At 69.4% G+C, this 25,930-nt stretch carries 19 protein-coding genes; 5 read left to right on the top strand and 14 right to left on the bottom strand.

The window, feature by feature from the left end; all coding sequences use genetic code 11:
• Positions 1–151 precede the first annotated feature (151 nt).
• Complete coding sequence (locus tag AC5Y46_RS21210) at positions 152–1,888, top strand: protein kinase domain-containing protein (RefSeq protein ID WP_499946752.1); 1,737 nt, start codon at positions 152–154, stop codon at positions 1,886–1,888.
• Between the two features lie 154 nt (positions 1,889–2,042).
• On the opposite strand, the gene AC5Y46_RS21205 is transcribed toward AC5Y46_RS21210, so the two are convergent.
• The 6 genes from AC5Y46_RS21205 to yajC all read right to left on the bottom strand — a co-directional run bounded on the left by AC5Y46_RS21205 (position 2,043) and on the right by yajC (position 10,225).
• Positions 2,043–4,424, bottom strand: coding sequence for a RelA/SpoT family protein (locus AC5Y46_RS21205; RefSeq protein WP_499946751.1), 2,382 nt, complete (start codon positions 4,422–4,424; stop codon positions 2,043–2,045).
• 43 nt (positions 4,425–4,467) lie between these two features.
• Positions 4,468–5,007 (bottom strand): adenine phosphoribosyltransferase, encoded by a 540-nt coding sequence (locus AC5Y46_RS21200; protein ID WP_499946750.1) that lies wholly within the window; start codon positions 5,005–5,007, stop codon positions 4,468–4,470.
• Positions 4,989–6,641, bottom strand: a complete 1,653-nt coding sequence (locus AC5Y46_RS21195) for an ABC transporter substrate-binding protein (protein WP_499946749.1) — start codon at positions 6,639–6,641, stop codon at positions 4,989–4,991. The genes AC5Y46_RS21200 and AC5Y46_RS21195 overlap by 19 nt, the downstream gene beginning before the upstream one ends.
• Positions 6,642–6,645: 4 nt before the next feature.
• Positions 6,646–8,031, bottom strand: a complete 1,386-nt coding sequence (secF, locus tag AC5Y46_RS21190) for a protein translocase subunit SecF (protein WP_499992881.1) — start codon at positions 8,029–8,031, stop codon at positions 6,646–6,648.
• Positions 8,032–8,034: 3 nt separating this feature from the next.
• On the bottom strand, positions 8,035–9,816 hold the full coding sequence (gene secD / locus AC5Y46_RS21185; protein WP_499946747.1) for a protein translocase subunit SecD: 1,782 nt from the start codon (positions 9,814–9,816) through the stop codon (positions 8,035–8,037).
• Positions 9,817–9,886: 70 nt separating this feature from the next.
• Entirely contained in the window at positions 9,887–10,225 is a 339-nt protein-coding gene (yajC, locus tag AC5Y46_RS21180; protein ID WP_499946746.1) for a preprotein translocase subunit YajC, read from the bottom strand.
• A gap of 236 nt (positions 10,226–10,461) precedes the next feature.
• Between yajC and gabT the strand changes: the two genes are divergently transcribed.
• Complete coding sequence (gabT, locus tag AC5Y46_RS21175; protein ID WP_499946745.1) at positions 10,462–11,802, top strand: 4-aminobutyrate--2-oxoglutarate transaminase; 1,341 nt, start codon at positions 10,462–10,464, stop codon at positions 11,800–11,802.
• Positions 11,803–11,804: 2 nt separating this feature from the next.
• Here gabT and AC5Y46_RS21170 read toward each other — a convergent pair whose 3' ends face one another.
• A complete protein-coding gene (locus tag AC5Y46_RS21170; RefSeq protein WP_499946744.1) occupies positions 11,805–13,046 on the bottom strand; it encodes a KasA/KasB family beta-ketoacyl-ACP synthase in 1,242 nt (413 codons plus the stop codon).
• Positions 13,047–13,399: 353 nt separating this feature from the next.
• On the opposite strand from AC5Y46_RS21170, the gene car reads away from it, so the two are divergent.
• Together car and AC5Y46_RS21160 are read left to right on the top strand one after the other, a co-directional pair.
• Complete coding sequence (gene car, locus AC5Y46_RS21165) at positions 13,400–16,867, top strand: carboxylic acid reductase (RefSeq protein ID WP_499992875.1); 3,468 nt, start codon at positions 13,400–13,402, stop codon at positions 16,865–16,867.
• A 29-nt stretch (positions 16,868–16,896) separates the two neighbouring features.
• A complete protein-coding gene (locus tag AC5Y46_RS21160; RefSeq protein ID WP_499992873.1) occupies positions 16,897–17,583 on the top strand; it encodes a GAF and ANTAR domain-containing protein in 687 nt (228 codons plus the stop codon).
• Here AC5Y46_RS21160 and AC5Y46_RS21155 read toward each other — a convergent pair.
• Both AC5Y46_RS21155 and AC5Y46_RS21150 read right to left on the bottom strand, forming a co-directional pair.
• A complete protein-coding gene (locus AC5Y46_RS21155) occupies positions 17,577–17,831 on the bottom strand; it encodes a hypothetical protein (RefSeq protein ID WP_499946742.1) in 255 nt (84 codons plus the stop codon). The genes AC5Y46_RS21160 and AC5Y46_RS21155 overlap by 7 nt on opposite strands.
• Before the next feature lie 7 nt (positions 17,832–17,838).
• Complete coding sequence (locus AC5Y46_RS21150; protein ID WP_499992871.1) at positions 17,839–18,555, bottom strand: GAF and ANTAR domain-containing protein; 717 nt, start codon at positions 18,553–18,555, stop codon at positions 17,839–17,841.
• 232 nt (positions 18,556–18,787) lie between these two features.
• On the opposite strand from AC5Y46_RS21150, the gene AC5Y46_RS21145 reads away from it, so the two are divergent.
• Positions 18,788–22,537 (top strand): PE family protein, encoded by a 3,750-nt coding sequence (locus AC5Y46_RS21145; RefSeq protein ID WP_499992868.1) that lies wholly within the window; start codon positions 18,788–18,790, stop codon positions 22,535–22,537.
• A 7-nt stretch (positions 22,538–22,544) separates the two neighbouring features.
• On the opposite strand, the gene AC5Y46_RS21140 is transcribed toward AC5Y46_RS21145, so the two are convergent.
• From AC5Y46_RS21140 to ruvC, 5 genes are all read right to left on the bottom strand, one after another.
• Positions 22,545–23,207 carry a hypothetical protein gene (locus AC5Y46_RS21140; protein ID WP_499992865.1) on the bottom strand — a complete coding sequence of 221 codons (663 nt, stop codon included), beginning with the start codon at positions 23,205–23,207 and terminating at the stop codon, positions 22,545–22,547.
• Positions 23,208–23,270: 63 nt separating this feature from the next.
• Positions 23,271–23,660, bottom strand: a complete 390-nt coding sequence (locus AC5Y46_RS21135; protein ID WP_499992862.1) for a DUF1304 domain-containing protein — start codon at positions 23,658–23,660, stop codon at positions 23,271–23,273.
• Positions 23,661–23,669: 9 nt separating this feature from the next.
• Positions 23,670–24,710 (bottom strand): Holliday junction branch migration DNA helicase RuvB, encoded by a 1,041-nt coding sequence (gene ruvB / locus AC5Y46_RS21130; protein WP_499946737.1) that lies wholly within the window; start codon positions 24,708–24,710, stop codon positions 23,670–23,672.
• Positions 24,707–25,300, bottom strand: a complete 594-nt coding sequence (ruvA, locus tag AC5Y46_RS21125; RefSeq protein ID WP_499992861.1) for a Holliday junction branch migration protein RuvA — start codon at positions 25,298–25,300, stop codon at positions 24,707–24,709. Before ruvA ends, ruvB begins: the two co-directional genes overlap by 4 nt.
• Positions 25,297–25,851, bottom strand: a complete 555-nt coding sequence (gene ruvC, locus AC5Y46_RS21120) for a crossover junction endodeoxyribonuclease RuvC (RefSeq protein ID WP_499992859.1) — start codon at positions 25,849–25,851, stop codon at positions 25,297–25,299. Before ruvC ends, ruvA begins: the two co-directional genes overlap by 4 nt.
• Positions 25,852–25,930: the final 79 nt, after the last annotated feature.

Genomic DNA, 25,930 nt, shown 5'->3' with positions numbered 1-25,930 from the left:
CCCCCCATCGAGCGCCTACGCGTTCACAACCTGGCCGTCAAGAACAACTAGCCATCACGGCGGGGCCCGACCCCGCGATGTGACCATCACCTCGGTCTCACTCGGCTAACCTGAACACCCGGGACGGCCGCCGCTGACCGGGAGGAGACTCGTGGCCGAGAGCTTTGGTCGCTACCAACTGCAGGGTCTGCTGGGTCGCGGTGGCATGGGCCAGGTCTACCGGGCTTACGACACCCAGACCGACCGCGTCGTCGCCATCAAATTGCTGCCGCCGCATCTGGCCGAGGACAAAGAGTTCGAGCACCGCTTCCGCCGGGAGGCGCGCATCGCGGCCAGCCTCAACGATCCGCACGTCGTGCCCATCCACGGCTTCGGTGAGATCGACGGCCGACTGTATGTCGACATGCGTCTGGTCGAGGGCCGGGATTTGGTGAAGTTCATCGCCGAGAACGGCGGCCGACTGACCCCGGCGCAGACGGTGGCGATCGTCGACCAGGTTGCGGCTGCGCTGGACAGTGCCCACCGGGCCGGGCTGGTGCATCGCGACGTCAAACCGTCGAACATCCTGGTTGCCCAAGCCCGCGACTTCGTCTACCTGATCGACTTCGGGCTGGCCCGTGCCACCACCGACACCGTGTTGACCGGGTCCGGCACCACGATGGGCACCCTCGCCTACCTGGCCCCTGAAAGATTCAGTGGCACAACGGATTCCCGTGCCGATGTGTACTCGCTGGGGTGTGTGCTCTACGAGTGCCTGACCGGCGCCCGGCCCTATCCCGGCGAGACGTTCGCAGAGCAGATCTCCGGCCACCTCCACTCCCCGCCGCCACGTCCCACGGCGATCGCACCAGGCATCTCCCCGACCTTCGACGCTGTCGTCGCGCGCGCAATGGCAAAGGACCCGCAAGTCCGGTACCAGACGGTGACCGAACTCGCCGACGCCGCCCGCGCGGCGTTGACCGGTGCCGCTCCAACCCTCCCCCCGCCGCCACCGGCCGAACCGCGTACCGGGCTGCGGAGAGTGGATTCCGAAGGCATCGCCGACCCGCCCACTCCGAGCAGATCGGGAAGCAGCCGCAAAGTGCTGGTTGCGACCGTGGCCGGTTCGGGACTGGCACTGGTCTTGGTGGCCGCCCTCGTCGCGTTCCTCCTCGGCGACGACGACCGCGCCTCGAACACCACGACGTCGTCCAACACGACCACCAGCAACAACGAGTCGCAGAAAAGCGAGGCTCCCGAAGCGACGGCGGCCGCCACGCCGCCATTGCCGGCCGTCGCCGTGCTGCCAGACCGGGGCGCCAACTGTCAGTATTCGCCGACGCCGACGGCGGCCGGCAAACCGGTGCAACCTCCGCGCAGCGGCCGGGTGCCCACCACACCGGCCGAGGTTTCGGCCACCATGGTCACCAGCGAGGGCACCATCGGTCTGCGCCTGGCCAACAACGAGTCCCCCTGCACCGTGAACAGCTTCGTCAGCCTGGCGCAGCAGGGATTCTTCGACAACACCCAGTGTCGTCAGCTGTTCAAGTCGGCGAAAATGGGCGCGTTGCAGTGCGGCGATCCGCAAGGCGACGGGTCCGGCGGACCCGGCTACGAATTCGACGACGAGTACCCGGCTGACCAGTACCCGCGCGGCGACCCCAAGTTGGGACAGCCGGTCGTCTACCCGCGCGGCACCCTGGCGATGGCGACCGACACCAATGGCAGCCAGTTCTATGTGTTCTTCGACGACTCCGAGTTGGCGCCGCAGTCCACGGTGTTCGGCTCTATCGACCAGCAGGGCCTTGCGGCAGTCGACCGGATCGCCAGGGCCGGTGTCGTCGGCGGCGAGGACGACGGGACGCCCGTCACTCCGCTGACCATCACTTCGGTGCGTCTCGACGGGTGAGCGTGCGGATTTCAGTGTGAGCGTGCGGACTTCAGTGTGAACTCAGGGTTTTCATTGTGAGCCCACGGTGGCCGACAAGGTGATTGTGCCGCCGTAGCCTCACCCTCAAAGCCGTAGCCTCACACTCAAAGCCGCAGCCTCACACTCAAAGACCTCAGGAAGCCGACGTCACCCGATACACGTCGTAGACGCCCTCGACGTTGCGCACCACGTTCAGCAGATGGCCCAGATGTTTCGGGTCGCCCATCTCGAAGGTGAACCGGCTGATCGCCACCCGGTCCCCCGACGTGGTCACCGACGCGGACAGGATGTTGACCTTCTCGTCGGCCAGCACGCGCGTCACGTCCGACAGCAACCGGTGCCGGTCGAGAGCTTCGACCTGAATCGCGACCAGGAACACCGACGACGGCGACGGCGCCCACAGCACCTCGATGATGCGCTCGGACTGCTGCTGCAGGGACGCGGCGTTGGTGCAGTCGGTGCGGTGCACGCTGACGCCGCCGCCGCGGGTGACGAACCCCATGATCTGGTCACCCGGCACCGGTGTGCAGCATTTGGCCAGCTTGGACAGCACCCCGGGAGCGCCGGGCACCGACACGCCGACGTCTTCGGTGCTGCGCGGGCGTCGCGGTTGCATGGTCGCCGGGGTGGATCGTTCGGCAACGTCGTCCTCGGCCTGGTCGATACCGCCGAGTTCGGCCAACAGCCGCTGCACGACGTGCCGGGCCGAGACGTGGCCCTCGCCGATCGCGGTGTACATCGCCGAGACGTCGGTGTAGTGCAGCTCCCGGGCCACCGCGGCCATCGACTCGCCATTCACCAAGCGCTGCAGGGGAAGTCCGGCGCGACGCACTTCGCGAGCCATCGCCTCCTTGCCGGATTCCAGCGCTTCTTCACGCCGCTCCTTGGCGAACCACTGGCGGATCTTCGTCTTAGCGCGCGGGGACACCACGAACTGCTGCCAGTCCCGCGACGGACCGGCGTTGAGCGCCTTGGACGTGAACACCTCGACGACTTCGCCGTTGTCCAGCTTGCGTTCCAGCGCCACCAGCCGCCCGTTGACCCGGGCACCGATGCAACGGTGGCCTACCTCGGTGTGCACGGCGTAGGCGAAGTCGACCGGCGTGGAACCAGCCGGCAACGTGAACACGTCACCTTTGGGTGAGAACACGAATATCTCTTGTACTGCAAGGTCGTAACGCAGCGACTCCAGGAACTCGCCCGGGTCGGCCGCCTCCCGCTGCCAGTCGAGCAACTGCCGCATCCACGCCATGTCGTCGATCTCGGCGGCAGCGTGCTGGTGCGGAACCCCGTTGCGGCCCTTGGCTTCCTTGTACCGCCAGTGCGCGGCGATGCCGAATTCGGCGGTGCGGTGCATGTCGTTGGTGCGGATCTGCACCTCCAGCGGCTTGCCTTCCGGCCCGACGACCGTGGTGTGCAGCGACTGGTACACACCGAATCTGGGCTGGGCGATGTAGTCCTTGAACCGTCCGGCCATCGGCTGCCACAGCGAATGCACAACGCCCACAGCGGCATAGCAGTCGCGGATCTCGTCGCACAGGATGCGGATGCCGACCAGGTCGTGGATGTCGTCGAAGTCACGGCCCTTGACGATCATCTTCTGGTAGATCGACCAGTAGTGCTTGGGCCGGCCCTCCACCGTCGCCTTGATCTTCGAGGCGTTCAGCGTGTTGGTGATCTCGGCACGCACCTTGGCCAGGTAGGTGTCGCGCGACGGCGCGCGCCCGGCCACCAGCCGGACGATCTCCTCGTATTTCTTGGGATGCAGGATGGCGAACGAGAGGTCCTCGAGTTCCCACTTGACGCTGGCCATACCCAGCCGATGTGCAAGCGGCGCAATGACTTCCAGTGTCTCGCGGGCCTTGCGGGCCTGCTTCTCCGGCGGCAGGAAGCGCATGGTGCGCATGTTGTGCAGCCGGTCGGCCACCTTGATCACCAGCACCCGCGGGTCGCGGGCCATCGCGGTGATCATCTTGCGGATCGTCTCGCCCTCGGCGGCGCTGCCGAGCACGACGCGGTCCAGCTTGGTCACTCCGTCGACGAGATGGCCCACCTCCTCACCGAAGTCCTCGGACAGGGCGGCCAGCGTGTACCCGGTGTCCTCGACGGTGTCGTGCAGCAGGGCGGCCACCAAAGTGGTGGTGTCCATACCCAATTCGGCCAGGATGTTGGCCACCGCCAGCGGGTGGGTGATGTAGGGATCGCCGGAGTGCCGCAGCTGGGTGGCGTGCCGCCGGTCGGCGACCTCGTAGGCCCGCTGCAGCAGTGACAGGTCCGCTTTGGGATATACCTCCCGGTGCACCGCGACGAGCGGTTCGAGCACGGGGTTGATGGCGCTGCTGCGCGCGGTCATCCGCCGGGCCAGCCGGGCCCGCACCCGGCGGGAGGCGCTGCTGCTGCTCTTGGGCGCCTCGACGGAGGCTATCGGCATCGGCTCGGTGGGCGGGCCCGAGGACGCCGGACCCGGTTCGGCGGGCGGCGCGACAGCTTGCAGCGTGCTGTGTTCATCCGCCACGTGGGTCACCTCCGACCTTGAGGATATCGCGGGATCTCGTCTGTCAGGTGCGACTCAGGCTGTGCACCGGCAGCGGCGCCACCGCCTCGCGACCGCCCAACTCGGTGAGTTCCACCACCACCGCCGCGATCGTCGGGACCGCGCCGCCGCGCTCCAGCAACCTTTGCGCAGCGCCGACGCTGCCGCCGGTGGCCAGGACGTCGTCGATGATTGCAACGCGCAGACCGGCCAACGCAATCCCGTCGGCCGGGATTTCGACGGTGGCGGCGCCGTATTCGCGCTCGTAGTCCTCGCTGAGCACCGGCGGCGGCAGCTTGCCACCCTTGCGGATGGCCAGCACCCCGGTCCGCAACCGGGTGGCCACAGCGGCGGCCAGCAGGAAGCCGCGGGAATCGATGCCCGCCATCAGGTCCGCACCCGCCGAGACCTCGGCGAGCGCGTCGGTGATGGCCGCCATCGCGTCGGCGTCGGCGAACACGGGAGTGAGGTCTTTGAACTGCACCCCGGGCTCGGGAAAATCCGCGACCTTGCGGGTCAGCGCATCGATGACGGCGGCGACGTCCGTCACTGCACCAGCGCCCATCGGTCCATGTTCCAGCCCGCTCCCCACCGGGTGGGGTTCTTGCTCACCGCATACATCTTCTTGGACATCAACAAGGTCCGCTGCTGCCGGTACAGGGGCAACGTCGGCATCTCTCCCCACAGCACCGGCGCGGCTTCGGCGAGTAGCCGGGCCCGCTCGGTCGGATCGGCGGAAACCGCGAGCGCGCCGATGATCCCGTCGATTTGCGGGTTCGCATACCCCGACAGGTTGTTGCCGTTGCCGCTGTGCAACGTGTAGGCGTCCATCGCCGACGACCCGGTGGATCCGCTGCCCGCCGCACCGCCCGTGCTCGCCAGCAACACGTCGATCTTCCCGTCCCGCAGCGCCTGGGGTCCCGGGGTATCGAGGGTCACATTGGTGACGGTGATCCCGGCGGCCTGGCACGATGCCGCGATCGACCCGACAATGGCCGCCAGTCGGGCGTTGGGTCCGCGGTAGCCGATCCGCACGGTCAGCGGGACGCCGCGCAGCGCGTCGCGGGCGGCGTTGGGATCGGCCTTGTCGAACGGGCGCGCCTCGTTGACACCGTCGGTGGCAGCCAGCGCATCCTCGGTCGCCGGGGACAGGCGAGAGTTGGCGATCGGCACGCCGCCGTCGCGGGCGATCCCGTCCCGGGGTGTGCAGAATGCGAACGCGCGGCGCAACGGAACCTGGGCGAGCGGCCCCTGTGGCGCGAAGATGAGCTGCTCGATCCCGGCCGACGGGAAATCGGAGCGCTGGTAGTCGTCCGGAGTGGCCAGCGCGCCGGACGATCCGGCCGCCACGTCGACCACGTCCACCCGGCGGTGGTTCACCCGGTCCTGGATGTCGCTGCCCTGCGGTCGCACGGTGATCCGCTTGGTGATCGCCTTGGCGCCCCACCATCGGTCGTTGGACGCCAGCACCACGGCGCCGCCGTCCAGCACCGACTCGATCTTGTACGGTCCCGACGACGGAAAACGCTTGAGGTCGACCCCGGGTTTCAGGTCCCACGTCGTATTCCACAGTCGCGCAACCTGTTCCACCACCGACACCTTGTTGGTGAGCAGGGCGGTGGTGACGTCGGCGCCCAGGGTGTCGGAGATGACATGCGACGGCATCATCGAGGTGGCGGTGAACAGCTGGGTGTAGTCGGCAACGCCACGGTCGGGGATGAACGACACCCGGGCCTTCTTCTGGCCGGGGGTGCATTCGATGTTGGCGATGTCGACGTACCCGGCCTGGGTGGCCGCGTCGAAACCACCGAACCGCCCGGACTGCGCGGCCCAGGCCAGCACCAGATCGTCGCAGGTCACCGGTTTGCCGTCGGAGTAGACGGCGTTGTCGGCGATCTGGTAGTCAAGCACCAGGGGCGCACCGCCGACCACCGAGATGGTGCCGAAGTCGTGGTCGGCGACCACCTGCCCGTCGGGCCCGTGGTAGCCGAACCCGGTCAGGGTGCGGGCGAAGGCCTGGGCGCCGGCCGAGGCGGCACCGATGGTGGTGTTGGTGTTGTAGCTCGACAACGGGCCGTCGACCACGTAGTCGATCTGCCCCGCCGCGCTACCGGAACAACCGGTAAGGCCCGATGCTGCCAGCAGTGCCACAACACCGTTGGCCACCAAGGCTTTTCGCCAACGAAACCGGGTGGCCATGCGGCTACCGCTTGCCGACGTTTCGCTTGCCGGTGGGACGCCGGGTGCCGGTCGGACGCACCGGACGCGCGCCCGGAGCCGGTTTGTTGGTGGCTGCGGGCTTGCTGGGGGTCACGGTCTCGGTGACCGCCTCCGTCGCGTCCTCGCCGCCGTCGGCCCGCTCCTCGGCGACCTCCTCGGAGACGGTCTTCTCGTCGCCGGTCTTTTCCGCGGTTGCCTTCGTCCCGGTCGTTCCCGAGCCGCGCCGTCGCAGCACCCGCCGGGTGTGCGAGCGCACCAACTCGGTGCGTTCGCGCATCGTGACCAGCAACGGAGTTGCGAAGAAGATCGACGAGTAGGTGCCGACGATGATGCCGATCAGCTGCACCAGCGCCAGGTCTTTCAGCGTGCCCACTCCCAGCAGCCACACCGCCACCACCATCAGCGCCACGACCGGCAGCACCGAAATCAGGCTGGTGTTGATTGAGCGCATGAAGGTCTGGTTGACCGCCAGGTTGGCGTGCTCGGCGAAGGTGCGCCGGGTGGTGTGCTGGAATCCCTGCGTGTTCTCCTCGACCTTGTCGAAGACGATCACGGTGTCATAGATCGAGAAGCCGAGGATGGTCAGCAACCCGATCACGGTGGCCGGGGTGACCTCGAAGCCCACCAGGGCATACACGCCCGCGGTGACCGTGATGTCGAAGACCATGGCCGCCAGGGCGGACAACGTCATGTACCGCTCGTATCGCACGGTGATGTAGAGGCCGACCAGCACCAGGAACACCACCAGTGCGATCACCGCTTTCTTGGTGATCTGACCGCCCCACGTCGAGGAGACCGCCGCGTCGCTGATGGCGTCCTTACTGGGCGGTTTGCCTTCGGCCCCGATCGGCTGGAACGCGTCGAACAGGGCGTCGCGTAGCTTCGCGGTCTGTTCGTTGGTCAGATGTTCCGAGCGGATCTGCACCGTGGCCGACGAACCCTTGCCGACGCTGACCACCGACTCCGGGTCCTCGCCGATCACCTTCTTGTACACGTCCTGCACCTGCGCGACCTGCGCAGTGCCGGTGGCCCCGTGCGCGGGCAGCGACACCGTGGTGCCGCCCTTGAAATCGATGCCGAAGGTGAACCCGCGGATCAGGATGGCCAGGACGGCGATCGCCATGATCGCGCCGCTCACCCCGTACCAGAGCCGACGGCGCCCCACCACCTCGAAGGCACCGGTTCCGGTGTACAGCCGGGACAGGAAGCCGTGGTGCGGAGCGTCGGTCTTGATGTCGTCGCGGGGGGTTGCGGTGACCTCGGTGGTCTTGGCGTCGGTGGTCTTGGCGTCGGCGTCCTTGGCGTCGGCCGGCTTGGCGGCGGTCGGCTTCTTCTTGATGTCGACACCGGTCTTGGGCTTGGCGGCCATCGGTTATCCCCGTCCCGTCTTGGTGGCGCTCGAGCGGGCTCCGGCGGAAGCGGTCCGGCGTTCGCGCGCGACCTGCTGAACAGCACCCAGCCCGTTGTAAGCCGGCTTGGCCAGCCTCGCGGATTTGGACGAGAGATATACCAGCGGCCAGGTGACCAGGAACACCACCACGATGTCGAGGATCGTCGTGAGCCCCAACGTGAACGCGAAACCCTTCACCTGGCCGATCGCCAGCGCGTACAACACAGCGGCGGCCAGGAAGGTGACCGCGTTGCCCGACACGATCGTCTTGCGGGCCCGCGCCCAACCACGCGGAACCGCCGAACGGTACGAACGACCTTCGCGGATCTCGTCTTTGATGCGTTCGAAGAACACCACGAACGAGTCGGCGGTAGTGCCGATACCGATGACCAGACCGGCTATGCCGGCCAGATCCAGGGTGTAGTTGATATATCGGCCCAGCAGCACCAGGATCGCGAAAACCATTGCACCGGAAGCGATCAACGACAAGGCCGTCAGCAATCCCAGCACCCGGTAGTACAGCAGCGAGTACAGCAGCACCAGCAGCAGGCCGATCGCGCCGGCTATCAGGCCGGCCCGCAGCGACGACAGCCCCAACGTCGCCGAAACCGTCTGCGCCTCCGAGGATTCGAAGGACAGCGGCAACGAACCGTACTTCAGGACGTTGGCGAGCTGTTTTGCCGTCGCCGCGCTGAACGGCGGCTCACCGCCACTGATCTGGGTCCGCCCACCGGGAATGGCCTCCCTGATCATGGGCGCGCTGACGACCTGGGAGTCCAGGGTGAACGCCGTCTGGGTACCGGTGTGGGCGGCGGTGTAGTCGGCCCACACGTTCGCCGCGGGACCCTTGAACTGCAGATCGACGACCCAGCCCAGACTGCGCTGGTCCTGGCCCGAGGTGGCGTCCTGGATCTGGTCGCCGCTGATGATCGACGGCGCCAACAGGTATGCGGTCTTGTGGTCGGTCGAGCAGGTGATCAGCGGCAGATTCGGGTCGTCGTTGCCGGCCAGGATGTCTTCTTTGTCGCAGCGCAGCGCCTGGAACTGCAGGGCGAGCTCCTGGAAGTACGGGCTGGTGTTCTGCCGCCACTTCTTTTCCTGCGCGATGCGGTCGGCGAGCGCCTTGCGCGGATCCGGCGGCGCGGGCGCCTCGGGGGGCGGCGCCTCCGATGTCGGGCTGGGTGCCGGTGCCGGGCTGGGTGCCGGATCCTGCGGGTACGGCCGAGGCTGACCCCGCGGCGGCGCCGGAGCCGGCGCGCCGGATTGCGGCGCACCCGTTTCGGGGGCAGGCGCCCCGGGGGCACCAGGCGCGGGAGCAGGTGCACCGGGCGCACCGGGTGCCGGCTGTTCGACGGGCCGGGGTTCTTCGGGCGGCGGCTTCTGGGCGGGCAACGAACTCGTGACCGGCCGGATGTAGAGCCGGGCGGTCTGGCCCAGGTTGCGGGCCTCGTTGCCGTCGTTGCCCGGCACCGTGATGACCAGGTTGTCGCCGTCGACGACCACCTCGGAGCCGGACACCCCCAGCCCGTTGACGCGCGAGCTGATGATCTGTTGGGCCTGCGCCAGCGCATCCGGACTGGGACGCTTGCCGTCCGGGGTGCGCGCGGTCAACGTCACCCGGGTGCCACCCTGCAGGTCGATGCCCAGTTTCGGCGCCGCCTTCTTGTCCCCGGTGAGAAATACCAACAGGTAGACGCCGACGAGCATGAGCAGGAACACCGACAGGTAGCGGGCAGGATGCACCGGCGCCGAAGACGATGCCACGTTCCTTGAATCTCCTTGAAAATCGGTACCGGACCCGTGAGAGCCTCCGAAGAGACTACGTGGCCTTCGGTCAGGAATCCTTGGCGACGTGCGTCTGGTCCTCGGCCTCTGCTTCCACAGCGACGGCCGAGTCCTCGTCGAAGTCGTCTTCCGGCAGGATCTTGTCGCGGATCGCCAGCTTCATCCAGGTGGTCACCACGCCGGGTGCGATCTCGAGGTCGACGGTGTCGTCGGTGATATCGACCACGTTGGCCTCCAGACCGGACGTGGTGTGCACCCGGTCACCGGGCTGCAACGACTCGTGCAGGTCGATGGTTGCCTGCATCGCCTTGCGCTGGCGGCGCGAGGCGAAGAACATGAACCCGCCCATGATGAGCAGGAACGGCAAGAACAGAACAAAACTATCCATCAACACGCCTGTCTTTCGTATCGGGAGTGCTCGAAATTCCCGCGGAATCCGGGGACGGTGCCGGTAGGACCCGGCACTCGATCACGTCGTCAACGGTCCAGTCTGCCATTCCCGCAGGTCGCAAACCGACCCCACCACGTGTGGCGGCCTCGGGAGCAGCCGAAACTCCGCAAATCCGGGCTGGCGGTTAGGCTTTTATCCGCGACGTGACCGGCGCGCCGCGGAAGGAGGGGTCCGTGGCCAGCCTCGAGCAAAGCCGTCATCTGGTCACCGAAATCCCGGGTCCCGCATCGTTGGAACTCAACAAGCGCCGGACCGCTGCGGTGTCGCACAGCGTCGCGGTCTCCCTGCCCGTGTTCGTCGCGCGCGCCGGTGGCGGCATCGTCGAGGACGTCGACGGCAACCGGCTCATCGACCTGGGTTCGGGCATCGCGGTGACCACGATCGGCAACTCGTCGCCGCGGGTCGTCGAGGCGGTGCGCGGTCAGGTCGAGGAGTTCACCCACACCTGTTTCATGGTGACCCCGTACGAGGGCTACGTCTCCGTCGCCGAGGAGCTCAACCGGATCACTCCGGGCGCCGGCGAGAAACGCTCGGTGCTGTTCAATTCCGGCGCCGAGGCCGTCGAGAACGCGATCAAGGTCGCGCGGTCGCACACCCGCAAGCCGGCGGTGGTCGCGTTCGACCACGCCTACCACGGTCGCACCAACATGGCGATGGCGCTCACCGCCAAATCGATGCCGTACAAGAGCGGTTTCGGTCCGTTCGCGCCGGAGATCTACCGGGCGCCGATCTCCTATCCTTATCGGGACGGGCTGCTGGACAAGGAACTCGCCACCGACGGCGAGAAGGCGGCCGCCCGCGCCATCAACATCATCGAGAAGCAGGTCGGGGCCAAGAACCTGGCCGCGGTCATCATCGAACCCATCCAGGGCGAAGGCGGGTTCATCGTCCCGGCCGAAGGGTTCCTGCCCGCGCTCGTGCGGTGGTGCCGGGAGAACGATGTGGTGTTCATCGCCGACGAGGTGCAGACCGGTTTCGCCCGCACCGGAGCGATGTTCGCTTGCGAGCACGAGAACATCGAGCCCGACGTGATCGTCACCGCGAAGGGCATCGCCGACGGGCTGCCGCTTTCGGCGATCACCGGCCGCGCCGAGATCATGGACGCCGCGCATCCTGGCGGCCTGGGCGGCACGTTCGGTGGCAATCCGGTCGCGTGTGCGGCAGCGCTGGCCACCATCGCCACCATCGAATCCGACGGGCTGATCGAGCGGGCCCAACAGATCGAACGCGTGATCACCGAACCGCTGCTGCGGTTGCAGGCCGGGGACGACCGGATCGGCGACGTGCGGGGTCGGGGCGCCATGATCGCTATCGAGCTGGTGAAGTCCGGCACCGCCGATCCCGACCCGGAGCTGACCTCCCAACTGGCCACCGCCGCGCATGCGGCCGGGGTCATCGTGTTGACCTGCGGCATGTGGGGCAACATCATCCGGCTGCTGCCGCCGTTGACCATCAGCGACGAGCTGCTGACCGAGGGCGTCGACATCCTGGGTGGACTGCTGGCCGATCTGTGAGGTCAGGCAGCGCCGAACACCACGACGGCGTTGTTCCCGCCGAGACCGAACGATTGCGACACGGCGTAGCGGTATTGTCCGCGGCGCGGCTCCCCGGCGACGACGTCGAGGTCGATTTCGGGGTCGAGCTCGGCGAGATTCAGTGTGGGCGGGACGATTCCGTCGCGAAGGGCCTGCACGGTCAGCACCGATTCGATCGCGCCGCAGGCCCCCATCGAGTTGCCCAGCGCGGCTTTCGGCGCGTACACCGCCGGCGTGTGGGTGCCCAGTGCCCGCCGGATGGCGCGCGCCTCGGCCAGGTCTCCGAACGTAGTGCCGGTCGCGTGCGCGTTGACGTGGTCGATGTCGGCCGGTGTCAGGCCGGCCAGATGCACGGCCCGCGCGATGGCGTCGCCGGCACGCTCACCGGTCGGGTCGGGTTCGACCATGTCGTATCCATCCGAGGTGACGGCGGCTCCCAGTAGCCGGGCCAGGATCGGCGCGCCGCGCGCTCTGGCATGCTGCTCGGTCTCGAGGAGAAGCAGCGCGCCGCCTTCGCCGAACACCATGCCGTTGCGGCTCTTGTCGAACGGGCGGCAGGCCGCGGGCGGGTCGTCGTTGTGCGCGGAAAGCATCTCGAGCTGACAGAACGTGGCGACGGGCACCGCCTCGATGCCGGTCTCGACGCCGCCGCAGACCGCGACATCTGCCTCGCCGAGCACTATGTGCTGCCAAGCGTGAGCAATGGCCGCGGTACCGGATGCGTCGGCCACGATCGGCGTCAGGACCCCGGCCTTCGCCTTCAGGTCGAGTCCGACCACGGCGGCGGGTGCATTGGGCATGTGCTTCTGCACCGACAGGGGCGACACCGCCCGCAGGCCCTTCACCTTCCAGATCTCGTGCCAGTACGGGATGTCCTCGGTGCTGCCGAAACCCAGGCCCACCGACACCATCAGACGGTTGGTGTCGACGTCGGGTGCGCCAGCCTGCTGCCACAGCCGTCGGCTCAGCACCGCGGCCATCTTCTGCATGAACGCGAACCGGCGCAGCTCCACCCGCTCCAGATGCTCGTCGAAATCCTCGCGGAGCGTGCCGCCGATGCGCACCGGCGAGTCGAACTCCGCTACGAACGGCTTGTCGAGCTCGCGAATCCCGCTGCCGCCCTCGAGGAGTTGTTGCCAAGTCTCCTCAGCGTCAGGCGCCAGCGCCGTCGTCGACACCAACCCGGTGACGACGACGTCGGGGAAACCCTCTCCAGTCCTCATCGCGTGCGCCTACCCGCCATGGTCTGTCTGATCAGCCACATCGATGCCACGTCCCTCCAAAACCCAGCAACTCGGCCGAAGTGTCTGCAAGGCATTATCACCGCTCGCGCGACGGGCCAATCATGAGGTCCAATTCCCGCCCGGCGCGTGCCCAAACCTGCGCAAGCGTCAAATTTGCCGCTCCGGCCGCCGGGCGTTCTGCGAGAGGGGTTCGTGCGGGCGGGTCGGCGTCCAGCAACAGCGAAGCCACAGCAGCGGCGTTTGAGGAATAATGTTAGTTTTGCTAACGTTCTTCTGGTCAGCGCAATGTCGCGCCATAGTTTTCAAATACTTTCGTTCTTTCGAGGATTGCCATGTCGATCAGCAGTGAAGAGCGGCTCGAGCGCCGCACCCAGGACCTAGTCGCCAACGACCCGCAATTCGACGCCGCCCAGCCGGACCCGGTCGTCGCCGAAGCCCTTCAACAGCCGCAGTTGCGGCTCCCGCAGATTCTGCAGACCGTCCTGGACGGGTACGCCGACCGTCCCGCCGTCGGCCAACGCGCGGCGGAGTTCGTCGTCAATCCCGCCAGCGGCCGCACCGAGCTGAACCTGCTGCCCCGGTTCGACACGATCACCTATCGCGAGCTGGGTGACCGGATCGCCGCATTCGGACGCGCCCTGACCGCCGACGGCCTGCAGACCGGCGACCGGGTGTGCGTGCTGGGCTTTACCAGCGTCGATTACACGACCATCGACATGGCGCTGGGCAGCATCGGCGCCGTGTCGGTTCCGCTGCAGACCAGCGCATCCATCGCTCAACTGCAGCCGATCGTCGTCGAAACCGAGCCGCGCCTGGTCGCCGCCAGCGTCCACCAGCTCACCGAGGCGGTCGAGCTGATCCGCGCCGGCTTCACCCCGGCCAAGCTGGTGGTGTTCGACTACCACCCCGAGGTCGACGACCAGCGCGAAGCCGTGGCGTCCGCACGCGCCGAACTGGCTAATGCCGGTGTGGCGGTCGAGACATTGGCCGAATCGATCGAGCGCGGCGCCGCGCTGCCGGCCCGTCCGGTGGCGGATGTGGCCGAGGACGCGCTGGCGCTGCTGATCTACACCTCCGGTAGCACCGGCGCACCCAAGGGCGCGATGTACCCCCAGCGCAACGTGGGCAAGATGTTCCGCCGGTCGGCCAAGAACTGGTTCGGCCCGACCGCGGCCTCGATCACCCTCAACTTCATGCCGATGAGCCACGTCATGGGCCGCGGCATCCTCTACGGCACGCTCGGCAACGGCGGCACCGCCTACTTCGCCGCCAGGAGTGACCTGTCCACATTGTTGGAGGACCTCGCCCTGGTCCGGCCCACCGAACTGAACTTCGTGCCGCGCATCTGGGAGACGCTCTACGCCGAGTTCCAGCGCGAGGTCGACCGCGGCGCCAGCCCGGACGAGATGCTGACCGAGCTGCGGCAGAACCTGCTGGGCGGCCGCTTCATCTTCGCGATGACGGGCTCCGCGCCCACCTCCCCCGAGCTCAAAGCCTGGGTCGAGTCCCTGCTGGAGATGCACCTGCTGGACGGCTACGGCTCCACCGAAGCGGGCATGGTCCTGTTCGACGGCGAGGTGCAACGCCCGCCGGTGATCGACTACAAGCTGGCCGACGTCCCCGACCTGGGCTACTTCGCCACCGACCGGCCCTATCCGCGCGGTGAGTTGCTGCTCAAGACCGAGAACATGTTCCCCGGCTACTACCGGCGCCCCGAGATCACCGCCGACGTGTTCGACGAAGACGGCTACTACCGCACCGGCGACGTCGTCGCCGAGGTGGGACCCAACCGGGTCGTCTACGTCGACCGCCGCAACAACGTGCTGAAGCTGGCCCAGGGCGAGTTCGTCACCGTCGCCAAGCTGGAAGCGGTGTTCGGCAACAGCCCGCTGGTACGCCAGATCTACGTCTACGGCAACAGCGCGCACCCGTATCTGCTGGCCGTGGTCGTCCCCACCGAGGAGGCCCTGTCACGAATCGACGACTTGAAGCCCGCGATCGCCGACTCGCTGCAGACCGTCGCCAGAGACGCCGGCCTGCAGTCCTACGAGGTGCCACGCGACTTCATCGTCGAAACCACGCCGTTCACGCTGGAAAACGGGCTGCTGACCGGGATCCGCAAGCTGGCGTGGCCGAAACTCAAGCAGCACTACGGCGACCGGCTGGAACAGCTGTACGCCGACCTGGCCGCGGGCCAGGCCAACGAACTGAGCGAACTGCGTCGCAGCGGTGCCGACGCTCCGGTGCTGCAGACGGTCACCCGCGCTGCGGCCGCCATGCTGGGCACCGCCAGTTCCGAGTTGTCCCCGGAGGCGCACTTCACAGATCTGGGCGGAGACTCGTTGTCGGCGTTGACATTCGGCAACCTGCTGAACGAGATCTTCGATGTCGACGTGCCGGTCGGCGTGATCGTCAGCCCGGCCAATGACCTGCAGGCCATCGCGGCTTACATCGAGGCCGAGCGGGCCGGATCCAAGCGCCCGTCGTTCGCCTCAGTGCACGGCCGGCACGCCACCGAGGTACGCGCCGGCGACCTGACCCTGGACAAGTTCATCGACGAGGCCACCTTGGCCGCCGCGCCGAACCTGCCGGGCCCCGCCACCGAGGTGCGCACGGTGCTGTTGACGGGCGCCACCGGATTCCTGGGCCGCTACCTGGCGCTGGACTGGCTGGAGCGGATGGACCTGGTCGACGGCAAGGTGATCGCGCTGGTTCGGGCAAAGTCGGACGCCGACGCCCGGGCGCGCCTGGACCGCACGTTCGACAGCGGTGACCCGAAGCTGCTGGCGCACTACCAGCGGCTGGCGGCCGATCACCTCGAGGTCATCGCGGGCGACAAGGGCGAGGCCAATCTGGGCCTGGACACTGCGACCTGGCAGCGGCTGGCCGACACCGTCGACCTGATCGTCGACCCTGCCGCGCTGGTCAACCACGTGCTGCCGTACAGCGAGTTGTTCGGGCCGAACGCCCTGGGCACCGCCGAGCTGATCCGGATCGCCTTGACCAGCAGGCAGAAGCCATACGCCTACGTGTCGACGATCGGTGTCGGTGACCAGATCACGCCGGGCACGTTCGTCGAGGATGCCGACGTGCGCGTGATGAGCGCGACCCGCCAGATCAACGACGGTTACGCCAACGGCTACGGCAACAGCAAATGGGCCGGTGAGGTATTGCTGCGCGAGGCGCATGACCTGTGCGGGCTGCCGGTGACGGTTTTCCGCTGCGACATGATCCTGGCCGACACCACGTACGCCGGTCAGCTGAACCTGCCGGACATGTTCACCCGGACCATGCTCAGCGTGGTCGCCTCCGGCATCGCGCCGAAGTCCTTCTACGAGTTGGACGCCCAGGGCAACCGGCAGCGCGCCCACTACGACGGCCTGCCGGTGGAGTTCATCGCCGATGCGATCTCGACGCTCGGGCCGCACGCTGGGGACGGGTTCCGGACCTACCACGTGATGAATCCGTACGACGACGGCATCGGGCTCGACGAGTACATCGACTGGCTGGTGGACGCCGGGTACCCGATCGAGCGGATCGGCGACTACCACCAGTGGTTGCGGCGATTCGAAATGTCGCTGCGGGCTCTGCCCGAACGGCAGCGCCAGTACTCGCTGCTGCCGTTGCTGCACAACTACCAGCAGCCGGACCAGCCGATCAACGGGTCGATGGCCCCGACCGACCGGTTCCGTGCCGCGGTCCAGGACGCCAAGATCGGGCCGGACAAGGACATTCCGCACGTCACGCCCGCGATCATCGAGAAGTACATCAGCGACCTTGAGCTGCTCGGCCTGGTTTGAGCGCCGACGGACAGGGCACTCGAAAAGCCATGTCGGAGCCGTCGACCCATCAGCTGGCGGTGCGAATGGCCGATCTGGCCCGCGCCGTCGCCGTACCCCGCACAGCTGAGGAGATCTTCTCGGAGGTCACCGCAGCCGCCGTGGAACTGATCCCCGGCGTCGACACAGCGGGAATCCTGCTGATCAAGAAGGGCGGGAAGTTCGAGTCGCACGCGGGCACCGACGACCTGCCGCACGAGCTGGACGAACTGCAGCAAACCCTGCAGGAAGGCCCGTGCATGGACGCGGCACTGCACGACGTGGTGGTACGCAGCGACGACTTCCGGGTCGAAAGTCGATGGCCGGCCTACTCCGCCGCCGTCCGCAAGCTCGGCGTGCTCAGCGGGCTTTCCTTTCGGCTCTACACCCAGGAACGCACCGCCGGCGCGTTGAACCTGTTCGGTTTCCAAGCCACGGAGTGGGACGACGAGAAGCAGACCATCGGGACCGTGCTCGCCGCCCAGGCCGCCGCGGCGATCATGGCGCACAGCCAGACCGAGAATCTGCGGTCCGCGGTGGCCAGCAGGGACCGGATAGGTCAGGCCAAGGGCATCGTGATGGAACGTTTTCACGTCGACGACGTCCAGGCCTTCGCCATGCTGCGCCGGCTCTCCCAGGAGAGCAACACCTCACTGCTCAGCATTGCGCAACGCGTGATCGACACGCGGGGTCACTGAGTCGGGAATTCGTCGCTGTAGGGGGCACGTGGCGGCGCGATCTCGTCCAGCCGCTCGTTGATGGCGTGCGCGAGCATGTCGTGTTGCAGCGTCGGCAGCGACATGGCGCCGTTGAGATAGGCGTCCACCTCGAACCGCCCCACCTCGCCGCCCAGACTGAAGTACCGCAGCCAGAGTTCGTCGACGGAGACGTCGGCCGCTTCGAAAGCGGCCCGAAACTTCTCATTCAATTCGCGGTAGGTGGTCATCGGCTCGTCAAACGTCGTCCGGGGATGCGACGATCCGCTCGGCGACGTCCCGGATCAGGCTGCGGGAACGATGCGCCTCGGCGGCCAGTTCGCGGAAGGCTTCGACGGGACCGACGCCTCGCCGTGCCATCACGATGCCGCGGGCGATCGCGATCAGGTCCCGGGTTCGCAACGTCTCCTTGAGTTCGTCGCTGAGCCGCTCGGCGGCCTGGACGGTCTGCACATTCGCCACGAAGATCGCCGCCTGCATGGCAAAGCGACGCAGCACGTCTTCGTCGCGTTCGTCGAACGCCGCACGGGCGGTGGAGTACACCTTGATCGCCCCCAGCGCGGTCGTCCCGTCGATCAGAGCCGCGCTCAGGAAAGACTTCATGCCCAGCTGATGTGCGCGCTCGATCCAGGTCGGCCAGCGTCGCTCGTCGTCCCCCTCCTGAGAACGCACGACGGTGCGCTCGCGCCACGCGGTCAGGCAGGGTCCCTCGTCCAGCTGGTACTGAAGGTCGTCGAGTCGACTCACCAACGGGTCCGTCGCTGCGGAGGTCACCCGTCTCCCGTCGGCATCGAGCAGGCTCACCCCCGAGCCGGTGCTTCCGGCGATGGTGTCGGTGGCCAGCGACGTCACGGTCGACAACGCGGTCGCCACCGTCGCCTCGCTGAGCAGGACGCCCGACATGCTGGCGAACGCTCGCGCCAGTTCCTCAGCGGGGTCGGAAGCTGCCGTCACAAGTTGTCGATCCTTCGCAGTGGGCGTCCGCGTCGGCGGACCCGGTAGAACTACCACTCCCCTGACCGATCAAACGTCAACGGCCCAAGCATCAGCGTCGCTATGAATTCATGCGATTCCGCTCGTGCAATCGCCTCGGCCGCGTAGCGTTTCCTCGCGCAATCTACGCAAGCGTCAATCTCGTGAACTGGGAGGACCGAATTTGTCGTCATTTGTGATTGCTTCGCCTGAAATGTTGGCCGCAGCGGCCGGTGATGTGCGCGGCATCGGTGAGGTGTTACGGGCGGCCACGGTGGCTGCGGCGCCGCTGACGACAGCTATCGCCCCGCTGGCCGGTGACGAGGTGTCGGCGGCGGTGACGCGGGTGTTCGGCACCTACGGTCAGGCGTACCAGGCGCTCAGCGCGCAGGCGGCGCTGGTGCATGAGCAGTTCGTCCGGTCGCTGGCCGCCGGCGCCAGCTCCTACGCGGGCGCTGAAGCGACCAACGTGGTGCAGATGCTGGAGCAGGGCGTCTTGGGATTGGTCAATGCGCCCACCAACGCGCTGTTGGGGCGTCCCTTGATCGGAGACGGTGTCAACGGGGCGCCGGGCACGGGGCAGGCCGGCGGCGCCGGCGGGTTGTTGTTGGGCAACGGGGGCGCGGGCGGCTCGGGTGCGGCCGGCCTCAGTGGTGGGCGCGGCGGTGATGCCGGCTTGTTCGGCAATGGCGGCGCCGGTGGCGCCGGCGGCACTGGAGCGACGGGGGCCGTGGGCGGCACCGGAGGCGGCGGAGGCGCCGGCGGCTGGCTGGCCGGGATCGGCGGAGCCGGCGGTGCGGGCGGCGAAGGGGGTGCCGGCGGTTCGGGGGTCGGTGGGGCCGGCGGCACCGGCGGTATCGGCGGTGTCGGACGGGCACTGATCGGCGGCGGTGGCGGTATCGGGGGCGCCGGCGGTGTCGGCGGCATGGGTGGTACCGGCGCAACAGGCGTCGCGGGTGCGGGGCCCGTCGGTGGCCAAGGCGGTACCGGATTCGCCGGTGGGGCCGGCGGGGCAGCTGGGCAGGGCGGTTCGAGTTACGGGCTGTTCGGTGCCGGCGGCGCCGGCGGCGTCGGCGGCACCGGCGGGGCCGGCGGTCTCGGCGGGGATGGCGGTACCGGTTTCGAGTTCGCCGCCGACGGCGGTAACGGCGGCACCGGCGGAAACGGCGGTGAGGCGGGAGTCGGGGGGGCCGGCGGCGCCGGCGGATACCTCGGCGCCGCTGGGGCGGCGGGCCACGCAGGCACCGGCGGGGCCGGCGGCGTGGGAGGTACCGGCGGGAAGGGCGACGTCGGCGGCAGCGGCACGTCCGGAGCGGCACCCACGGCGGGCGAGCAAGGCCGGCAGGGCGGCGCGGGCGGTCAAGGGGGTAACGGCGGCGCCGGCATCAACGGTGTCGGCGGCGGCGCCGGCGGCCAGGGCGGCACCGGCGGTCAAGGTGGGCACGGCGGCAACGGTGGTCACGCCACCGGCACCACCACTACGGGCGCCACCGGCGGCGGTATGGGCGCCCAGGGTGGTCAGGGCGGCACCGGGGGCACCGCCGGGGCCGCGGGCAGCGGCGTCGACGGCGGCGCGGCCGGCAGCGTCGGGACTGGCGGTACCGGCGGCACGGGCGGCACCGGCGGTAACGGTGCTACCGGCGGCAACGGCGCGTCGGGTCTGTCCCCGGGCGCAGGCTGGCAGGGCGGACAGGGCGGGACCGGCGGTCGCGGCGGCACCGCCGGTGCCGGGATCAACGGGATCGGCGGCGGACAAGCCGGCGCCGGCGGCCACGGCGGCGAGGGTGGTGCCGGCGGCAACGGCGGCACCAACACCGGCGCCACCAGCACCGGAGCCAATGGCGGAGGCATGGGCGCCCAGGGCGGTCGGGGTGGCACCGGGGGCAGCGCCGGAGTCGCCGGCACCCGGGTCGACGGCGGAGCGGCCGGCAGTGCGGGCACCGGCGGAACCGGCGGGACGGGCGGCACCGGCGGCAACGGCGCCACCGGGATCAACGGATTCCACAACCCCGACAGCCCCACCGCGGGCAGCCAAGGTGGCCAGGGCGGCGCCGGTGGCACCGGCGGGAGCGGCGGCGCCGGCGTCGACGGGGTCGGCGGCGGGCAGGCCGGCAAGGGCGGTGTCGGCGGTAACGGCGGCACGGGCGGCAACGGCGGCGTCAACACCGGGCTCACCGGCGGGAACGGCGGTGCGGGTGGTCAGGGTGGCAGCGGCGGCACGGCCGGAGCCGCCGGCGCCGTCGTCGACGGGGGCGCCGCCGGCAGCATCGGCACCGGGGGAACCGGCGGGCTGGGCGGTAACGGCGGCACCGGCGGTGTCGGCGCCAACGGCACCTCCGGCGACGCGGTCACCGGGGGCCAGCAGGGCGGGCAGGGCGGCGCCGGGGGCACCGGTGGCACCGGCGGTGCGGGCGACGGAGCAGGCAATGGCGGCGGAGCCGCCGGCAAGGGCGGTGTCGGCGGCACCGGCGGCAGGGGTGGCAATGGCGGCACCAACACCGGGCTCACCGGCGGGAACGGCGGTAACGGCGGCCAGGGTGGCAGCGGCGGCACGGCCGGAGCGGCCGGCGCCGTCGTCGACGGGGGCGCCGCCGGCAGCATCGGCACCGGCGGTGCGGGCGGCAACGGCGGGAACGGCGGCGGCGGCGGTAAGGGCGCGGCGGGCACATCGGGCGTCTCCCCCACCGCCGGGGGCCAGGGCGGCCAAGGAGGCACGGGCGGCAGCGGCGGCAGCGGCGGCGCCGGCATCGGCGGTGTGGGCGGCGGCAACGGCGGCAACGGCGGCACCGGCGGTCTCGGGGGCAACGGCAACATCGGTGGCGACAACACCGGCACCACCAGCGGAGCCGGCGGCAGAGGCGGGCAGGGCGGTACCGGAGGCACCGCCGGAACAGCCGGTAGCGGTACCGATGGCGGCAGCGACGGCAACAACGGTACCGCCGGCAACGGCGGGAACGGCGGCACGGGCGGCCGCGGCGCCGACGGGCTGGCCGGCACGAACGGCGCCCTACCCACCGGCGGCAGCAGCGGCGGTGTGGGCGGGGCCGGTGGCACCGGCGGCACCGGTGGCGCCGGCATCGACGGAGTCGGGGGCGGTGCCGGCGGCCAAGGTGGCCAGGGTGGTGACGGCGGTGACGGCGGCCTGGGCGGCACCAACACCAGTGGGACGGCAAGCGCGCGTGGCGGCCAGGGCGGCACCGGAGGACAAGGGGGTGACGGCGGAGTGGCCGGTGCCGGCAGCACGACGGGCGGCCGTGGCGGCGACGGCGGCGACGGCGGCGACGGCGGCTTCGGTGGTGAAAACAGCAGGGGCGCTCAGCTCTCCCCGTCCATGGCGGGCGGCGGCGGGGGCGGTGGCGCCGGCGGCCAAGGGGGTGCCGGTGGTGGTGGCGGCGCCAGCGGCGGCGACGGCGGCGACGGCGGCAACGGCGGCAATGGCGGCAGTGCCGTCAGCACCCCCGACCTCACGGGTGCTTTCGGAGGTGGCGGCGGTGACGGCGGCGGCGGCGGGAATGCCGTCGGCGAGGCCGGAGGCGCAGGCGGGGGTGGCGGTGGCGGCGGTGCCGGCGGAACCGCCGGGTCGATCGTCTTCGGCGGGGGCGGCGGCGGTGGCGGTGCGTCGGGTGGACCCGGCGGAACGGCCGGCGATGGCGGTTCCGGGGGCGCCGCCCTGGTCGGAAGCACCGGTGCCGCTGGTGGATCCGGCGGCGACGGAAGCCCGGACATCACGGGCGGCACCGGCGGCGGAGGCGGCGGAGGCGGCGCGATCTTCCAGGGCATCCTGGATGGTTGGAGCGGATCAGCCGGAGTCGACGGCGGCGCCGGCGGAGCCGGGGGCGCGGCCTTCTTCGGCCACGGTCAGACTGGCGGCTCCGGAGGTACGGCCGGTGGCGGTGGGGAGGGCGGCTCCAGCCAGACCGGCAACCCGGCCAGCGCCAAGGGCGGCGCCGGCCAGGCCGGTTGATCAGCCGCTACGCGACCGGGGTGCGGTGGCGGCGGAACAGACCACCGCGGCGCCGCTCGGGCTCGCCCGACGGCTCCACCTGCGCGTCGCGCGGCCTGGTGATCGCGTCAGTCGACACGTCGTCGCCGCGCGGAGTGTCGGTCGTTTGAGCCACGGTCGTTTGCGGCACCGACGTCCGATCCACCGCGTCGACGCGCTGCACGTCGCGTGCGAGTAGAACGGCCACCCGCGCCAACGCCGCTCCGGCCAGGAACGCGATCAACGCGCCCAGGCCGGAGAAGTACGCGACTTCGAGCACCGCGCGTTTGCGTTCGGTGACTGCCACCGGGTCACCGACCGATCCGATGCCCAACGCGGGCGCGAACGCGCGGCCGACGACGAACCAGGCGCCACCGAGAGCGGCCAGCCACCCGCCGAGCATCCCGCCGGCGCGGCTCCTGGACATGATCAACAACAGACCGCCGATCGCCGTGATGACACCCGGCAGCACCTCGAGCCAGCCGCGCGCCGCGGTCCATGACTGCCCAGGTGTGTAGGCGAAGTCGAAGTTCGGGCCGAGGAACGGTATCAGCGCTCCATACGCCCCCAGAATGACGAGAAGCAATCCGGTCAACGCGCCACGCGAGCGCGGGATACGACCCCGGGCGGGGCGGTCCTCTACGTGTGTCATGACATCTCCTTCATAGGTACCGACTTGGGTACCCGGGCGATGCCTCGTTTAACGGTCGTGTTGTCAGCGGGTGGCCAAACCGGCTATCAGTAGGGCGACGGAGATGACCGGGAACAGGCCCTGGGTCACCGCGGCCCGCGCCTTGTCCCGTGCCGAGACCAACAGCACGACGGCGGCCGCCGCCATGGACCCCACCCCGGCGAAAACCAGCGCGGCACCCACATCCCGGTGCCCGGCGCATACCGCCGCGATGCCGATACCTGTCACGATCGCCAGAAACAGGTTGTAGAACCCCTGGTTGAACGCCAGCAATTTGGTGGTCTCGGCTTCCTCGGGTGTGGTGCCGAACGTGGCCCGGGTGCGCCTGGAGGTCCACGTGAAAGACTCCATAGTCCAGATGTAGACGTGCAGCGCCGCAGCCAGCGCGGCGAAAACTATTGCGGCAGTGACCATTTCGCTCTCCTAGTCGAATAGTCCCGGTTGCGAGACGCCGGCCGGGGGCGTCATACCCAGATGTGTCCACGCCAGCGCGGTCGCCACCCGGCCGCGCGGGGTGCGGGCTACCATGCCCGCCCGCACCAGAAACGGCTCGCACACCTCCTCGACGGTGGCGGCCTCCTCCCCCACCGCGACCGCCAGGGTCGACACCCCTACCGGACCGCCGCCGAAACTGCGGGTCAGCGCCGACAACACCGCTCGGTCCAGCCGGTCGAGGCCGAGTTCGTCCACGTCGTAGACCTCCAGGGCAGCCTTGGCCACGTCGCGGGTGATGATGCCGTCGGCGCGCACCTCGGCGTAGTCACGGACCCGGCGCAGCAACCGGTTGGCGATCCGCGGCGTCCCGCGCGAGCGGCGCGCGATCTCGGCACCGGCCTCGGCACCCAGCTCGATGCCCAAGATGCCCGCTGAGCGCGCCAGCACCCGCTCCAACTCGGCGGGCTCGTAGAAGTCCATGTGCGCGGTGAAGCCGAACCGGTCGCGCAGCGGGCCGGTCAGCGCGCCGGAACGGGTGGTCGCGCCGACCAGGGTGAAGGGTGCGACCTCGAGCGGAATGGACGTCGCCCCGGGCCCCTTCCCGACGACGACGTCGACCCGGAAGTCCTCCATCGCCAGGTACAGCATCTCCTCGGCGGGCCGGGCGATCCGGTGGATCTCGTCGATGAACAGCACGTCGTGTTCGACCAGGTTGGACAGCATCGCGGCCAGGTCACCGGCGCGTTCCAGGGCGGGGCCCGACGTGACCCGCAGCGAGGATCCCAGCTCGGCGGCGATGATCATCGCCAACGACGTCTTGCCCAGGCCCGGTGGCCCGGACAGCAGGATGTGGTCCGGGGTGCCGCCGCGGTTCTTGGCGCCCTCGATGACCAGTTGCAACTGCTCGCGGACCCGGGGCTGGCCGATGAATTCGCGCAGCGACCGCGGCCGCAGGCTGCCGTCGATGTCGCCCTCGCCGACCGCCAGCGACGGCGAGACGTCGCGCTCGTCGAAATCGTCGTCGCTCATTTGGCCTTGCCCAGCAGCGACAACGCGGCCCGCAGCGCGGTCGACGTCGTCGCCTCCCGGTTGTCGGCCAGCACCTTGTCGGTGGCTTCCTCGGCCTGTTTGACCGCGAACCCGAGGCCCACCAACGCCTCGACCACCGGCCCCCGCACCGCGTGGCCGTTCACCGCCGGCGCTGCACCCGTCCCCGCGATCACACCGACCTTGTCGCGCAGTTCGAGCACCATCCGTTCGGCGCCGCGCTTGCCGATGCCGGGCACCCGGGTCAGCGCGGCGACGTCGCCGTCGGCCAGCGCCTGCCGCAGCGCCGCCGCGTCGTGCACGGCCAGCGTCGCCATCGCCAGCCTCGGACCCACCCCGGACACCGACAGCAGCGTCTGGAACAGGTCCCGGGTCTCGACGTCGCAGAAGCCGTAGAGCGTCATCGAATCTTCGCGGACGATCATCGCGGTGATCAGCCGCGCTTCGGTGCCTGCGCGCAGCGTGGCCAGCGTCGAGGGGGTCGCGTTCACCCGATACCCGACGCCGGCCGCCTCTATCACCGCGTGATCGAGCGCCACCTCGAGCACGTCGCCGCGGACCGAGGCGATCATCGTGCCGCCTTCAGCTTGGCCAGGTATTTGTTGCGGTGCTGCGCCGCCTGCGCCTGCGCGGCGGCCAGCCGTTCCAGCGTCGGCGCACGCCAACAGTGGCAGATGGCCAACGCCAGTGCGTCGGCGGCGTCGGCCGGGGTCGGTTTGGCTTGCAGCGCAAGGATTCTGGTGACCATGGCGGTCACCTGCGCCTTGTCGGCGGCACCGTTGCCGGTGACCGCGGCTTTGACCTCACTGGGCGTGTGGAAGTGCACGTCGATGTCGCGCTTGGCCGCTGCCAGGGCGATCACGCCGCCGGCCTGCGCGGTGCCCATCACCGTCGACACGTTGTGCTGGGAGAACACCCGCTCGATGGCCAACACGTCCGGTCGGTGGGTGTCCAGCCAGTGATCGACTGCGTCGCTGATGGCCAGCAGCCTGCGGTGCAGTGGCTCGCCCGACGGCGTCCGCACCACGTCGACGTCCAAAGCGGTGATCTGGCGGCCGCGACCGCTTTCCACCAACGACAATCCGCACCGCGTCAAGCCGGGATCCACACCCATCACCCGCACCGCAGCTCCCTACTTCCTACCGAACAGCTGTTCGATAGCCTAGCCCGGCGGTCCGACATCGCCCGGTAGGGACACGCGC

The sequence above is a fragment of the Mycobacterium sp. NGS59 genome, assembly GCF_059812345.1.
The sequence above is the reverse complement of the archived record's forward strand: the minus strand, read 5'-3'. Positions and strand labels throughout refer to the sequence as shown.

What these genes read in the sequence shown, in the direction of transcription:
- AC5Y46_RS21170 (WP_499946744.1), bottom strand. Translation starts at nt 13,046, where the DNA reads ATGAGGACTGGAGAGGGTTTCCCCGACGTCGTCGTCACCGGGTTGGTG.
- AC5Y46_RS21160 (WP_499992873.1), top strand. Translation starts at nt 16,897, where the DNA reads ATGTCGGAGCCGTCGACCCATCAGCTGGCGGTGCGAATGGCCGATCTG.
- AC5Y46_RS21140 (WP_499992865.1), bottom strand. Translation starts at nt 23,207, where the DNA reads ATGACACACGTAGAGGACCGCCCCGCCCGGGGTCGTATCCCGCGCTCG.
- ruvA (WP_499992861.1), bottom strand. Translation starts at nt 25,300, where the DNA reads ATGATCGCCTCGGTCCGCGGCGACGTGCTCGAGGTGGCGCTCGATCAC.
- ruvB (WP_499946737.1), bottom strand. Translation starts at nt 24,710, where the DNA reads ATGAGCGACGACGATTTCGACGAGCGCGACGTCTCGCCGTCGCTGGCG.
- car (WP_499992875.1), top strand. Translation starts at nt 13,400, where the DNA reads ATGTCGATCAGCAGTGAAGAGCGGCTCGAGCGCCGCACCCAGGACCTA.
- AC5Y46_RS21195 (WP_499946749.1), bottom strand. Translation starts at nt 6,641, where the DNA reads ATGGCCACCCGGTTTCGTTGGCGAAAAGCCTTGGTGGCCAACGGTGTT.
- AC5Y46_RS21135 (WP_499992862.1), bottom strand. Translation starts at nt 23,660, where the DNA reads ATGGTCACTGCCGCAATAGTTTTCGCCGCGCTGGCTGCGGCGCTGCAC.
- AC5Y46_RS21155 (WP_499946742.1), bottom strand. Translation starts at nt 17,831, where the DNA reads ATGACCACCTACCGCGAATTGAATGAGAAGTTTCGGGCCGCTTTCGAA.
- yajC (WP_499946746.1), bottom strand. Translation starts at nt 10,225, where the DNA reads ATGGATAGTTTTGTTCTGTTCTTGCCGTTCCTGCTCATCATGGGCGGG.
- secF (WP_499992881.1), bottom strand. Translation starts at nt 8,031, where the DNA reads ATGGCCGCCAAGCCCAAGACCGGTGTCGACATCAAGAAGAAGCCGACC.
- AC5Y46_RS21200 (WP_499946750.1), bottom strand. Translation starts at nt 5,007, where the DNA reads ATGGGCGCTGGTGCAGTGACGGACGTCGCCGCCGTCATCGATGCGCTG.
- AC5Y46_RS21145 (WP_499992868.1), top strand. Translation starts at nt 18,788, where the DNA reads ATGTTGGCCGCAGCGGCCGGTGATGTGCGCGGCATCGGTGAGGTGTTA.